Annotated in this window: 9 protein-coding genes; 5 read left to right on the forward strand and 4 right to left on the reverse strand. The window is 72.0% G+C overall.

The genetic code is table 11. From position 1 onward, the window contains the following. The first annotated feature begins 2 nt into the window (after positions 1-2). Positions 3-1,094: a cytochrome P450 gene (locus tag ACFYW9_RS20965; protein ID WP_389152284.1), complete on the forward strand. Its 1,092-nt coding sequence runs from the start codon at positions 3-5 to the stop codon at positions 1,092-1,094. Here the strand turns inward: ACFYW9_RS20965 and treY are convergent. After that, positions 1,054-3,501, reverse strand: coding sequence for a malto-oligosyltrehalose synthase (treY, locus tag ACFYW9_RS20970; protein WP_389152288.1), 2,448 nt, complete (start codon positions 3,499-3,501; stop codon positions 1,054-1,056). The two genes, ACFYW9_RS20965 and treY, sit on opposite strands and share 41 nt — an antisense overlap. Positions 3,502-3,627: 126 nt before the next feature. Next, positions 3,628-5,736, reverse strand: coding sequence for a glycogen debranching protein GlgX (glgX, locus tag ACFYW9_RS20975; protein ID WP_351861353.1), 2,109 nt, complete (start codon positions 5,734-5,736; stop codon positions 3,628-3,630). Between the two features lie 178 nt (positions 5,737-5,914). Between glgX and ACFYW9_RS20980 the strand changes: the two genes are divergently transcribed. The 4 genes from ACFYW9_RS20980 to ACFYW9_RS20995 all read left to right on the forward strand — a co-directional run bounded on the left by ACFYW9_RS20980 (position 5,915) and on the right by ACFYW9_RS20995 (position 10,296). Continuing rightward, on the forward strand, positions 5,915-6,736 hold the full coding sequence (locus tag ACFYW9_RS20980) for a Tat pathway signal sequence domain protein (protein ID WP_389152292.1): 822 nt from the start codon (positions 5,915-5,917) through the stop codon (positions 6,734-6,736). Between the two features lie 56 nt (positions 6,737-6,792). Beyond that, complete coding sequence (locus tag ACFYW9_RS20985) at positions 6,793-8,109, forward strand: copper amine oxidase (protein ID WP_351861349.1); 1,317 nt, start codon at positions 6,793-6,795, stop codon at positions 8,107-8,109. 119 nt (positions 8,110-8,228) lie between these two features. Then, complete coding sequence (locus ACFYW9_RS20990) at positions 8,229-9,467, forward strand: SAV2148 family HEPN domain-containing protein (protein WP_351861347.1); 1,239 nt, start codon at positions 8,229-8,231, stop codon at positions 9,465-9,467. Between the two features lie 106 nt (positions 9,468-9,573). Beyond that, positions 9,574-10,296 carry a 3'-5' exonuclease gene (locus ACFYW9_RS20995; protein WP_389152296.1) on the forward strand — a complete coding sequence of 241 codons (723 nt, stop codon included), beginning with the start codon at positions 9,574-9,576 and terminating at the stop codon, positions 10,294-10,296. Positions 10,297-10,455: 159 nt separating this feature from the next. Here ACFYW9_RS20995 and ACFYW9_RS21000 read toward each other — a convergent pair whose 3' ends face one another. Together ACFYW9_RS21000 and ACFYW9_RS21005 are read right to left on the reverse strand one after the other, a co-directional pair. Then, positions 10,456-11,319, reverse strand: coding sequence for a phosphotransferase enzyme family protein (locus ACFYW9_RS21000; protein WP_389152299.1), 864 nt, complete (start codon positions 11,317-11,319; stop codon positions 10,456-10,458). A gap of 260 nt (positions 11,320-11,579) precedes the next feature. Further along, a complete protein-coding gene (locus ACFYW9_RS21005) occupies positions 11,580-13,853 on the reverse strand; it encodes an MMPL family transporter (protein WP_389152302.1) in 2,274 nt (757 codons plus the stop codon). Positions 13,854-13,877 lie beyond the last annotated feature (24 nt).

Genomic DNA, 13,877 nt, shown 5'->3' on the forward strand with positions numbered 1-13,877 from the left:
GCGTGGGCGTACCCGCGAGCCTGCTCGATCCGGGAACCGAACGTGACCCCCACCCGCTCTACCGCACCCTGCGCGGAAACTTCCCCCTGGTCCACGACGAGCCGTTCGGCGCCTGGCTGATCAGCAGGTACGCCGATGTGCGCGCCGCGCTCGCGGACCCGCGGCTCGTCGCGCCGTCACCCGGCCCGGTACCGGCGCACGGGGAGCGCCGCACGCACGACGCGTACCGGGCCCTCGCCTCCGCGGCGCTGAGGAACCAGGTGTCGGCCGCTCTCCGGGCGGGCGTCGAGCGCACCGCCCACGTCCTCGCGAGCCGCCTGGCGTCCCGTCAGGAGGCCGACCTCGTGTCCGAGTTCTGCCGATGGCTGCCCGCCGCCGCGGCCGTCACCGCGCTCGGACTGCCGTACGAGGACACCCTGCGCGTACACGCCTGGTGCCGGACGGGACTCGACCACCTCGGCGGTCACCGCCCCGGACTCGACGCCTACCTGCGCCCCCACCTGGTCCGCCGCCGCGCCCACCCCGGTGACGATCTGCTGTCCGCGCTGTGCGCGGCCCGCCTCGACGGACGGCCGCTGCCGGACGGGACCGTGACCGAGCTCGCCGGTACCGTGCTGGGCGCGGCCGGCGAGACGACCGCGCGCGCCCTCGCGTCGTTCCTCGCCAACCTCCTCGACCGTCCGGGCCGACTCGACCTGATCCGCGCCCGGCCCGGGCTGGCGGGCGCCGCCTGGGCCGAGTCGCTGCGCCGCGACCCGCCGCTTCAGATCGTGGCCCGCCGGGCACTCGAACCCATCGGCCCGATACCCGAGGGCGCCACCGTGGCGTGTCTGCTCGGCGCCGCGGGCCGCGACCCGGCCCGGTTCGCCGACCCGGACCGCTACGACCTCTTCCGCGCCGACCCGGGCGACCTCGCGTACGGCTCGGGACCGCGGCACTGCCTCGGCGCCGCGCTGGCCCGGCTCACGGCGGAAGCCGGGCTGCTCGCCCTGCTCACCGTGCTGCCGGGCCTGCGCGGGGCCCCCGGACCCCGGCCGCGCCCCGAGGGTCTGGTCAGCCGTTCTCCCCGGACCCTTCCGGTGTGTCCGCGCTGACGCGCTCCAGCAGCACGACGGGTGACCTTCCGAAGAGGTCCGCCACGCGCGCGCGGCCCGTGAACTCCCGCTCCGCGGAGCCGGAGGTGAGCACATCGGCCCACCGCCCGCCGGGGAGCGCGAGCACGGTGTCCCGCCAGCCGCCGGCCTCGGCGAGCCCCAGCGACAGCCGGGTGACGGCCGTGATCACCTCTCCCGACCGCACGAACGCCACGCAGTGGTCGGCGGCCGGCCCCTCGGCCCACAGCGGCGCGTACGTCGCCGCGTCGCCGAAGACGTCGGGCCGCCGGGCGCGCAGCCGCAGCGCGGCGGCCGTGAGCGCGGGCTTCTCCGCGGCCGGGTCGCGCGGCGCGAACGCCTCCCGGTTGTCCGGGTCCACCAGCGCCCGGTACTCGTCCTCGGTGCCCTGGTACACGTCCGGCACCCCGGGCATCGTCAGATGGACCAGGGCGGCGCCCAGGACGTTCGCCCGCACGTGCGGTCCCAGCGAGGCCCGCAGGGCGGCCACGTGCCGTCCAGGGGGCCCGCACGGCCCGTCGGTGACGAACGCCGCCACCGCGTCCTCGTACGCGGGGTCGCGTTCGGTCCAGGCGGTGCGCGTGCCGGCCTCCCTGACGTGCTTCAGCAGGGCGTCCCGGACGCGCTCCGTGCGGACCTCGGCCCCCTCCCCGGCGGTGGCCGGGCCGAGCCCGAACACCGTCTGCCACGCGGCCCACGCCACCTGCGGGTCGGGGCTCCCCGGTCCCTCGCCGGTCACCTCCGCCAGGACCTCGGACCAGGCCTCCGGGCACTGGGTGAGGACCGAGACGGCGGCGCGCACGTCCGCGCTGCGTTTCGTGTCGTGGGTCGACAGGACGGTTCCGGTGGCGGGCCAGTCGCGCTGCACGCGCGCGCAGTAGGCGTGGAAGTCGTCCGGGGACACCGCGGGCCGGCCCGGATCGCCGCCCACCTCGTTCGCCGACAGCAGCGGCACGTAGCGGTAGAACGCCGTGTCCTCCACCGACTTGGCGCGCAGCGCCGACGACGTCTGCGCGAACCGGGCCCGGAAGGCGGCCTCCCCGGGTCCGTCGCCGTCGCCGATCAGCAGATCCCGTACGACGTCCACGGCATGTGCCTCCTCGGGCACCCGGAACGCCGACCTGGCCTCGGCGGCGGCCCGCTCGGTGACCACCCGGGACGCGTCCGTGGACGGGTAGGGCCGGTACACCTCCAGCCGGACCAGGAGTTCCCGCAGCGCGGCGCCCAGGGCCCAGGGCGCGTGGTCGCGGGCGGCGGGGTCGGGGGCGGCGGCGCACAGCGCGCTCACCTCGCGGGTGAGGCGCTCGACCTCCGTGGCCAGTTCGTACGTGATCACCTTGTACGCCGCCCGGCGCACCGTGCTCTCCCAGTGGCCGCCCCGGTCGGCCTGCGGGCCCGCGAACCGCCGGTAGCGGCCGAGCATCCGGCTCGCGCCCGCCTCGTCCGTGAAGAGGCCGTCGACGTACCGCAGCGCGTCGTAGCCGGTGGTGCCCGCCACGGGCCACGCGGGCGGGAGCGGCTCGCCGTCCGCGAGGATCTTCTCGACCACCGTCCAGCGGCCGCCGGTCGCCTCGTGCAGCCGGCGCAGATAGGCGTCCGGGTCCGCCAGTCCGTCCGGGTGGTCCACGCGCAGTCCGTCGATCACGCCGTCGGCGACGAGCTGAAGGATCTTCACGTGGGTCGCCGCGAACACCTCCGGGTCCTCGACGCGCACCCCGATGAGCTCCGAGATGCTGAAGAAGCGCCGGTAGTTGAGCTCGGTGCGGGCCAGCCGCCACCACGCCGGGCGGTACCACTGGGCGTCCAGGAGCCGGGGCATCGGCAGATGCGCGGTGCCCTCGCGCAGCGGGAACACGTGGTCGTAGTAGCGCAGTATGTCGCCGTCGACCTTCAGCTCGCCGATCTCGGCGCCGAGGCGGTCCCCGAGCACCGGCAGCAGCAGCCGCCCGTCCTGGGCGTCCCAGTCGATGTCGAACCAGCGGGCGTACGGCGACCCGGGGCCCTCGCGCAGCACCTCCCACAGGGCGTGGTTGTGGCGCGGGGCCATCGCCATGTGGTTCGGCACGATGTCCACGACGAGGCCGAGGCCGTGCTCCCGCGCGGTGCGCGCCAGGGAACGCAGCCCCTCCTCACCGCCCAGTTCGGCCCGTACGCGCGCGTGGTCCACCACGTCGTAGCCGTGTGTCGAGCCGGGGACGGCCTCCAGGACGGGGGACAGATGCAGGTGGGAGACGCCGAGCGAGGCCAGATAGGGCACGGCCGCCTCGGCGCGGCGGAAGGGGAACTCCGGCTGGAGCTGGAGCCTGTAGGTGGCGGTCGGCACGACGGGGACGACCGGGCCGGGGACGACCGAGTCCGCGATCGCCGGTTCGGGGCGCTCAGGGGTCATGCGCATCTACGTACCCCTCCGGCCGGCTTTCTGTCAGCGCGGCCCGAGGAAGGGCACGCACGGCCCCGCCCCGAGCGCGTGGGTCCGCGTCGTGGACCCACGCGCCCGGGCGGGGAAGAGGCCGCCCTAGGCGGGCCGCTGGAGCACCGTCATGCTCCGGTCGACCAGGGTCAGCCGGTCACTGGCCGCGACCTTCGCGCCCGTACCCGGGGCCACTCCCTCCGGGAGGGACGTGTCCACGACGACCTGCCACTGGCGGCCGTGGTCGACCGGCACGACGAATTCCAGGGGCTTGGGGGAGGCGTTGAACATCAGCAGGAAGGAGTCGTCGGCGATGCGCTCCCCGCGGGCGCCCGGCTCGGAGATCGCGTTGCCGTTGAGGAACACGGACAGCGCCCGGGCCTGGGCGGAACCCCAGTCGCGCTGGGTCATCTCCTGGCCCTCCGGGGTGAACCACGCGATGTCGGAGAGCTCGTCGTGGGTGCCCTGGACGGGCCGCCCGTGGAAGAAGCGCCGCCGCCGGAAGACGGGATGGTCCCGGCGCAGCCACACCATCGCGCGCGTGAAGGCGAGGAGCTCGCAGTCCTCCTCCGGCCACGGCACCCAGGCCAGCTCGCTGTCCTGGCAGTACGCGTTGTTGTTGCCGCCCTGGGAGCGCGCGAACTCGTCGCCGTGGCTGAGCATCGGCACCCCCTGGGAGAGCATCAGGGTGGCGATGAAGTTGCGCCGCTGCCGGGCCCGCAGCGCCAGCACGTCCGGGTCGTCCGTCTCGCCCTCGGCACCGCAGTTCCAGGAGCGGTTGTGGCTCTCGCCGTCCCGGTTGTCCTCGCCGTTGGCCTGGTTCTGCTTGTTGTTGTACGACACGAGGTCGTTCAGGGTGAAGCCGTCGTGGCAGGTCACGAAGTTGATGGAGGCCAGCGGACGGCGTCCGTCGTCCTGGTAGAGGTCGGAGGAGCCGGTCAGGCGGGACGCGAACTCGGCCAGCGTGCGCGGCTCACCGCGCCACAGGTCCCGCACGGTGTCGCGGTACTTGCCGTTCCACTCCGTCCACAGAGGGGGGAAGTTGCCCACCTGGTAGCCGCCCTCGCCGACGTCCCAGGGCTCGGCGATCAGTTTCACCTGGGAGACCACCGGGTCCTGCTGGACGAGGTCGAAGAACGACGACAGCCGGTCCACCTCGTGGAACTGCCGGGCCAGCGTGGCCGCGAGGTCGAAGCGGAAGCCGTCCACGTGCATCTCGGTGACCCAGTAGCGCAGCGAGTCCATGATGAGCTGGAGCACGTGCGGGGAGCGCATCAGGAGCGAGTTGCCGGTGCCCGTGGTGTCCATGTAGTAGCGGGGGTCGTCCGCCAGCCGGTAGTACGAGGCGTTGTCGAGGCCCCTGAAGGAGAGCGTCGGTCCCAGGTGGTTGCCCTCGGCCGTGTGGTTGTAGACCACGTCGAGAATGACCTCGATACCGGCCTCGTGCAGCGCCCGGACGGCCGACTTGAACTCCAGGACCTGCTGTCCCCGGTCGCCCCAGGAGGCGTAGGCGTTGTGCGGGGCGAAGAAGCCGATCGTGTTGTAGCCCCAGTAGTTGTTGAGGCCCATGTCGACCAGCCGGTGGTCGTTCACGAACTGGTGTACGGGCATCAGCTCCAGCGCCGTGACGCCCAGCTTCGTCAGGTGTCCGATGATCGCCGGGTGCGCGAGCGCCGCGTACGTGCCGCGCAGCTCGTCCGGCAGCTCCGGGTGCAGCATCGTGAGGCCCTTCACATGGGCCTCGTAGATCACCGTGTGGTGGTACTCCGTTCGGGGGCGCCGGTCGTCGCCCCAGTCGAAGTACGGGTTGACCACGACCGACGACATGGTGTGCGGCGCCGAGTCGAGGTCGTTGCGCTTGTCGGGTGAACCGAACGGATAGCCGTACACCTCCTCGCCCCAGCTGACGGAGCCCGCGATCGCACGCGCGTACGGGTCGAGCAGCAGTTTCGCGGAATTGGCGCGCTGCCCGCGCTCGGGCGCGTACCGCCCGTGCACCCGGAAGCCGTACCGCTGTCCGGGCATGACGCCGGGCAGGTACGCGTGGCGCACGAACGCGTCGGTCTCCCGCAGTTCCACGGCCGTCTCCGAGCCGTCGTCGTGCAGAAGACACAGCTCAATACGGTCGGCGGCCTCCGAGAAGACCGCGAAATTGGTGCCGGCGCCGTCGTACGTGGCACCGAGTGGATACGCCTCACCAGGCCAGACCTGCATGGATATGACTCTTCCAGTAGTGCCGTGCCCCTGGGGGCGAGTCCGAGCCGAGTCTCCCCGAAAGTGATGGAACCTCACATGACTTACATCCCTCTTACCCCGCGACCAGGCATATCTCGTATGCCGAACCAGTGGGACTCGAACGACTCCTGGGGACGTAGGGGGAGTAGGGGGAAATGTGCGCAAGATAGTGCACCGCCATCTGGGCAAGGTGGTGGCGGGTGCGGCCATCGCGGTGGCCGGGACGGCCGTGATGATCGGAGTCACCCTTCCGGGGGCGGCGGGGGCCGAGGAACAGGGCGGGGGCCTTCGGGCCGACGGGACCGCGCAGCAGGCGGCGCAGGACGGGCAGGGCGAGCAGGACGGAGCCGTTCGGCCCGGCGTCGTCGAGCGGGCGCCGGCCGAGGGTCAAAAGGGCAAGGGCCGTGACCCGCTGACCGACGACGAGATGCGGCGCGCCGAGCGGATCGCGGTGAACCGGGCGCTCTTCGACTCCAGCGAGAACGTCGAGGGCGCGCGCGGACCACAGCGCATCGGAGTCGACCTCGCCGAACCCGACACGGCCGATCTGGACAACCCGAACGCGCCGCGCCGCGCCGACATCACGTTCTACGACTACAAGGACGACACGCTCGTCACCAAGACCGTCGACCTCGACACCGGGAAGGTCGACCGGACGGGCGTCCAGCACGGTGTGCAGCCGCCGATCAGCCGTGACGAGATGGCCGAGGCCGCCCAGCTGCTGATCGCCGATCCGCTCGGCGCCGGCCTGAAGGCCGACTTCAAGGACGCGACCGGCAAGGAACTCACCTCGCCCGACCAGCTGATGCTCAACAGCATGGTCTACCGCGCGACACCCGGCGTCCGGCCCGCCGCCCTCGGCGTCTGCGGCGAGCACCGGTGCGTGCGGCTCTTCCCGAAGGTCAAGAACGGGCCCTGGATCGACAGCCGTGACCTGGTGATCGACCTGAGCGCCCGCAAGGTCGGCAAGCTCGGCTGAGCGCCGCCCGTCTTTCCTTCCCACCTTCACAGCTTTCCGCAAGGAGTCATCTCTTCATGCGCGTCAACAGAAACAGCCGTGCCCGCAGCCGGGCCGCCGTGGGCCTCTCGACGCTCGCCCTGGCCGCCGGCGCGACGACGGCCGCGGGACCGGCCGTCGCACAGCCCAGGTCCGCACCCGCCCCGGCCGCCGACTGCAGCGCCGCCTACCGGATCGAGCAGAAGCTCGCCACCGGCACCACCTGGCGGATGTGCTGGCACTACGAGAGCGAGGCCGGGCTCGTCCTGGAGAACATCTCCTACCAGCCCCCCGGCGAGGCCCAGCCGATCAAGGTCCTGAGCACGGCCAAGCTCGCCCAGATCGACGTCCCCTACGACGACGGCTCGGTCGAGTACAGCGACCTGACCGGCGCGGGCTTCGGCCAGGGACTGGTCGACATGGTCCCCGCCGAGTGCCCCGGCGGCGCCATCAAGACGGTCAAGGTCCCCGACGCCTGGGACCCGCAGCACGCGAACGTCAAGGGCCTGTGCACCACGACCCGTTCACGCGGCCACGCCTACCGGATGGAGTCCGAGACCGGGAACAAGGTCTTCCAGAAGCAGGGCAAGGACCTGCTCGTCTACACCGTCAACAAGGTCGGCTGGTACGAGTACATCACCGAGTGGCGCTTCCAGGACGACGGCACCCTCAACATGAACGTCGGCGCCACCGGCAGCCTCTCGCCCTTCGACTACGACGCGGGCGACGGCCGCGGCTGGCCGCTGGGCAAGGGCGCCAAGGACTACGCCACGAGCCACAGCCACAACGTCTTCTGGCGGCTCAACTTCGCCTTGGACGGCTCGTCCAAGGCGAAGGTCGAGCAGTACGACTCCGTGGTCAGCCCGCCCGCGCAGGGCGCCCAGGCCCCGAGCAACAAGACCACGGTCACCAAGGTCACCAAGGAACTCGCCGGCGACGCCAAGAACATGCGCTGGTGGCGGATCGTCAGCAACTCCGGCAAGAACAAGGACAATCACGCACGCTCGTACGAGTTCGTCCCGGGCGCGACCACCAAGTACCTCGGCCGTGCCTTCACCAAGCACGACATCTACTTCACCGAGTACAACAAGTGCGAGCAGTTCGCGAGCGACAACCTGCGCAACTGCGGTGCCGGGCACGGAAAGTCCGTCGACAAGTGGGTCGACGGGCAGACGCTCACCCACCCCGTGGCCTGGGTCAACGTGGGTTTCCACCACGTCGCCCGGGACGAGGACCAGCAGCCGATGCCGGTCCACTGGCAGGGATTCTCCATCGCCCCGCGTGACGTGACCGCTATGAATCCGCTCACTCCTCCGGAGCTCGCGAACCAGAACGGGCATGTCGAACCAAGGTAGTTGGGAAACGACATGTGCATCGGGCTGCACCGCTCGCCGCTCCCGGAGTACCCTTCCTTGATCGTTGATTGGGGCTTGGCCCCTGGGGAGTGCTCGGGGGAGCGGAAGGCGGTGCGCGGGTGGGCTCGGGAGGGCTGGAGCTGCCTCCTGGTGACGAGGGTCACGAGGGGAACTCCACAGATGTCCCACCCGGCGCGGTGTCACTGGCGCGGCCGATGGAAATGGGATCCATCGGACCGGAACTGGACTGGGGCGCCGACGCCTGGGGCGAGGTGCGTACGCGTGCCCAGCGGGCCGGGCGCGCCTACATCTGGCTGAACCTGGTCGAACAGCGGCTGCGCGCGGTCGTGGCCGCTGTTCTCCGGCCCGTCTACGAACCCGTCCACGGCGACGACTGGGTGGTCGCCGCCGCCGGCCCGGCCGGCCAGGAATGGGTGCAGCGCGCCGTCGCCGTACGCGAAGTCAGCCGCCGCAAGGGCTACTTGCTCGACCCGGCGGACGACAACGTGCTGAGTTTCCTCACGTTGCCCCAGTTGCGCGAGCTGATGGTGCAGCACTGGCCGTGCTTCGAGCCGTACTTCGACGAGCGCAGGGACGTCGAACTCGCCCTGGACGAGCTGGAAGTGACCCGGAACGTCGTCTCGCGCAACCGGGCGCTGTCCGAGGCCGTCCTGAACCAGGCCGAGCGGGCGGCGGCGAAGCTGCTGGAGATCCTGGGCGCCGGGAGCGACGTGCCCTCCGCGCGCCGGCTGCCCGTGGACGCCGTCGAGGAACTCGTGGGCGACCGCTACGCGGACGTCGTCGGGGTGCACTCCGACCGCGTGCGGCTGCTGCGCCAGTTCCCCGCCGAGGACCTCTTCGGCGGAGCCCGCCGGCTCGACGCGATCGGCATCGGCCTGAACCTGCTGGTGCAGAACTTCTCCGGGCGCCGGCTGGTCCGCCTCGCCGAGTCCGGCTGCCGGACACGGCTGCTGTTCCTGAACCCCGCGTCCAGCGCGGTCAAGCGGCGCGAACGCGAACTCGGCATCAAGCGCGGCGAGCTCAGCCGGTCGGTCGAGATGAACATCCTGCACATGCGCCGGGTGCGGTCCCGGCTGCGCGACCCGGACGCCTTCGAGATCCAGGTGTACGACGAGACGCCCCGCTTCACCGCGTACCTCGTCGACGGGGACGGCTCGGACGGCGTCGCGGTCGTGCAGTCCTATCTGCGCCGGACGCGGGGCATGGAGGCGCCGGTCCTGGTCCTGCGCGGCGGAAGCCGGGTGCTCAAACCGGACGAGATCGGCGAGGAGGGGCTCTTCCCCACCTATCGCGAGGAGTTCGAGGTGGCTTGGGCCGATTCGCGGCCTGTGTCCTGAAAGGCCGTTTCGTCCGGTCCGATGGAACGCGGTCCCCGGATTGTCAGTGGCCCGTGGGATCGTGGAGACCACTGGGGGAAAGCACCACGAAGAAGGGGGGCCACCCATGGGCTGGCACCGGGAGCTGCTGATCGGCTTCGACCTGGAGACGACCGGGACCGATCCGCGCGAGTCGCGCATCGTCACGGGCGCCGTGATAGAGGTCAAGGGCGGAGAGCCGCTGGGCCGCCGCGAATGGCTGGCCGATCCGGGCGTGGAGATCCCGGTCGACGCGGTGGCCGTGCACGGGATCACCAACGAGCGCGCGACCGCCGAGGGCCGCCCCGCGGACGAGGTCGCCGACGCCATCGCCGAAGTCCTCGTCACCTACTGGCGCACCGGCGTCCCGGTCGTCGCGTACAACGCCGCCTTCGACCTCACGCTGCTCTCCGCCGAGCTGCGGAGGTACGGACTGCCGTCGCTGGGCGAGCGGCTCGGCGGCGTCGACCCGGCTCCGGTCATCGACCCGTACACGATCGACCGCTCCGTGGACCGCTACCGCAGGGGCAAGCGCAACCTGGAAGCGGTCTGCACCGAGTACGGGGTGGTCCTCGGCTCCGCCCACGACGCCTCGGCCGACGCCCTCGCCGCCGCCCGGCTCGCCTGCGCGATAGCCGGCCGCCACCCCAAGGTCGCGGCCCTCGGTCCCGTCGAGCTGCACCGGCGCCAGATCGAGTGGTACGCGGAGTGGGCGGCGGACTTCCAGTCCTTCCTGCGCCGCAAGGGTGAGACGGACGCGGTGGTGGACGGGACCTGGCCGCTGCGGGACCTGGCGGACGAACACGTCTGACCCGGCCGGGGGCAGGGGCGCGCCCCTCGTGCGGCCCTGGGCGGGCGGGCACCCGGTATCAAGGTGGGTGCCCGGCACAAGGCGGGCACCCGGCATCCGGGCGGCCCCGGATGGGCACCCGGCCTCAGGGCGGCCCTGGGCGGGCATCCCGGCGGCAGGTCAGAACGGGTACCAGCGCACCGTCTCGTCACCGTCCCGCAGTGACGCCACCCGGCGTTCGAACTCGGCCAGCGCCTTCGGGTTCGCCGGCGCGTGCTGGGCGACCCAGGCGCAGCTCGCGGTCTCGCGGGCGCCCCGGAGCACCGAGCAGCCCTCCCACGCCCGGACGTCCCAGCCGTACGTCTCGGTGAAGGAGTCGTAGGCCTCGGCGGGGAGCCCGTAGCGGTCGCGGGACAGGGCCATGACCACCAGGTCGTGCTCCCGCAGGTCCGCGGCGAAGGTCTCCAGGTCGACCAGGACCGGCCCCTCCGGGCCGACATGGACGTTGCGGGGCAGCGCGTCGCCGTGGATCGGGCCCGGCGGGAGCCGCGGGGTGAGCGCGGCGGCCGCCGCGGCGAAGCCGTCGCGCCGCTCCCGCAGATACGCCGCGTCCGCGGGGGCGATCGCGTCGCCCGCCAGACGCAGCCAGCGCTCCACGCCGCCGAGGAGTTCCCGGGGCGGCAGGGAGAAGGATGGGGAGGGCAGCGCGTGCACCACGCGCAGCAGCTCCGCCAGATCGCGCGGTTCGGCGGGGCGGACGGCGTCGGGCAGCCGGTGCCACACCGTCACGGGGTGTCCGTCGACCAGCAGCGCTTCCGGCTCGGCGGCCCGCACCGCGGGGACGCCCGACTCGGCGAGCCAGGCGGCGACGGCCAGTTCCCGGCGTGCCCGGTCGTGGAGTTCGGCGTCGCGCCCCACCTTGACGACCAGGTCACCGGCGCCGAACACCGCGTTCTCGCCGAGGGCGAGGAGCGACGCGTCCCGCACCGGTCCCGGCAGCACCTTCGCCGCGGCCAGTACGTCCCGCGCCCGTGCCTCGTCCATCGCTCGCCTCCGTGTGCTCGCATGCCGCCCGCGCGGCCCTCGCGTACGACGGCTCCGGGTGCGCGCCGTCCCGTCGGCCAGTCTCGCATTGCCCCAGGCCGGACCGGGCGAAGGGCCTGTCGGTCCCCTCCGGGAGGAGGGGACCGACAGGCCCTGGTGGTGTGCGGTTCTCCCGGCCGCCGACCGACCGACCGACTGACCGGCCGAGTGTCGCGGCGGCGGTGGTGGTCGTCCGTGGCCGTTGCCGGCCGGGACAGGTCCTAGACCCCGGCCCGCTCGCCCTGGCGCACCGGCGGCGCGACCGCCTCGGGGGCCTCGTCGTGGGTGAGGTCGGGCATCCGGTTCAGCCACTTCGGCAGGTACCAGTTGCGCTCGCCGAGCAGCGCCATCACCGCGGGGAGCAGGACACCCCGGATGATCGTCGCGTCGATGAGCACCGCGGCCGCCAGGCCCACACCCATCTGCTTCATGGACTGCATGGACAGCGTTCCGAAGATCGCGAAGACGGCGACCATGATGACGGCGGCGCTGGTGACGACACCGGCCGTGGTGACCACCCCGTGCCGGATCGCGTCCTTGGTGCTGCGGCCGCGCAGCCGGGCCTCACGGATCCGGGAGACCACGAACACGTGGTAGTCCATCGAGAGCCCGAAGAGGATCACGAAGAGGAACAGCGGCAGCCAGGTGACGATCGCGCCCACACCCTCCGCGCCCACCAGGGAGGCACCCCAGCCGTGCTGGAAGACGGCGACCAGGATGCCGTAGGCGGCCGCCACCGAGAGGAGGTTGAGCACGATCGAGGTGATCGCGATCGTCAGCGAGCGGAAGGAGAGCAGCATCAGGACGAAGGCGAACACGACCACGAAGGCGAACACCGGGGTCACCGAGCCGACGAGCTGGTCGTTGAAGTCGTGCGATCCCGCCACCTGACCGGTGATGGGCGCCTCCAGCCCGTCGACCTTGCCGAGTGTCTGCGGGCGCACCTTGTCACGCAGCAGCTCCAGGCTCTTCTCCGCCTTGTCCTGGTCGGAGCCGCCGACCAGCGGGACGTAGACGAAGGCGACGTTGTGCTCCGCGTGCACCTTGATGTCGACCGGGCCGCGCGAGGCACCCGAACTGACCGCCGCCGCACGGAAGTCGGCGAGCGCGGCCTTCACGTCGGCGGCATCGATGTCCCGCGCCTTGACGACGACCTCGGCCGGCTCGGAGCCGCCGGGGAAGGCCTCGTTGACCCGGTTGTAGGTGCCGACGATCGCCAGTGAGTCGCCGAACTCCTTGTCCAGGGTGAGCTGCTGGGTCTTCATGCCGAGCGCCGGAGCGGCGACGGCGAGCAGCGCGCCCGTCGCGACGACCAGCGAGATCAGGGGCTTGGAGAGCACCACGCGCAGGACGGCGCTCCAGAACCGGCTGCCCTCGTCGGCCGGACGGCGGCCGTTCCGGCCGTCGTCCGCGCCGCGCCCCTTGGCCCGGCGCAGGAACGGAAGGCGGCCCTTCTCGACGCGGTCGCCGAGGAGGGAGAGCAGCGCCGGCAGCACGGTGACCGAGCCGACCATGGCGACGGCGACGACCATCAGGGAGGCCAGGCCCATCGCCTCGAACTCGGCGAGCCCGGTGAACAGCATGCCCGCCATCGCCACGCACACGGTGACTCCGGAGACGATGATGGCGCGGCCACTGGTCGCGGCGGCGATCCGCAGGGCCGTGGCGGCGTCACGTCCGGCCTCGCGCTCCTCGCGCTCACGCCGCAGGTAGAACAGGCAGTAGTCGACGCCGACGGCCAGACCCACCAGCAGCATCACGGAGTTGGCCGTGTCGCTCATCGGCATCAGATGGCTGACGATGCCCATCAGACCCATCGTCGCCATGATCGCGGTGACCGCGAGCGCCACCGGCAGCAGTGCCGCCACCAGCGCGCCGAACGCGATCAGCAGGATGCCCAGCGCCACGGGGACGGCGGAGAGTTCGGCCTTCTGGAAGTCGTCGCCGAACGCGTCGTCGTACTGCTTCATCATGCTCGCGCCGCCGATCTCCTCGATCCGCAGCCCTGCGTGGTCCTTCTGCACGCCCTTGACGGCGTTCAGCACGGGCTCGACGCGGTCGCCCGCCGTCTCCGAGTCGCCGCGCATGTCGAACTGGACGAGCGCGCTGCGTCCGTCCTTCGAGATCGTCTTCGTGTCGTACGGGGAGGTCACGTCCGTGACCTCGCCGGTGGCGCCGACCGCCTCGACGACCGCGGCGACCGCGCTCCTGAACTCGGCGTCCGTGGCCTTCGTGCCCGCGTCCTTCGCCTGGATCAGGACCGTCTCACTGGCCGGCTCCTTGATGTCGGCGTCCTCGATGATCTTGGCCGCGGTGTGCGTCTCGCCCTTGAGCTGGTCGCTCTCCTTGACGTCGACGCGGCCCGCCGCGGAGCCGAGGCCCATCGCCAGGACGACGAACAGCACCCAGATTCCGACGGCCGCCCATCGGTGGCGGGCGCTCCAGCCGCCTGCTCGCGCGGCGATGCCGCGCACCCGTGTGTCTGCGTTCCCCATGACGGGCCTGCCCCCTTGCGCACG

It is taken from the genome of Streptomyces sp. NPDC002698, from assembly GCF_042888945.1.
Classification (GTDB): domain Bacteria; phylum Actinomycetota; class Actinomycetes; order Streptomycetales; family Streptomycetaceae; genus Streptomyces.

Coding starts and splice junctions, on each gene's coding strand:
- ACFYW9_RS20995 (WP_389152296.1), top strand. CDS start 9,574: ATGGGCTGGCACCGGGAGCTGCTGATCGGCTTCGACCTGGAGACGACC.
- treY (WP_389152288.1), bottom strand. CDS start 3,501: ATGACCCCTGAGCGCCCCGAACCGGCGATCGCGGACTCGGTCGTCCCC.
- ACFYW9_RS21000 (WP_389152299.1), bottom strand. CDS start 11,319: ATGGACGAGGCACGGGCGCGGGACGTACTGGCCGCGGCGAAGGTGCTG.
- glgX (WP_351861353.1), bottom strand. CDS start 5,736: ATGCAGGTCTGGCCTGGTGAGGCGTATCCACTCGGTGCCACGTACGAC.
- ACFYW9_RS21005 (WP_389152302.1), bottom strand. CDS start 13,853: ATGGGGAACGCAGACACACGGGTGCGCGGCATCGCCGCGCGAGCAGGC.
- ACFYW9_RS20985 (WP_351861349.1), top strand. CDS start 6,793: ATGCGCGTCAACAGAAACAGCCGTGCCCGCAGCCGGGCCGCCGTGGGC.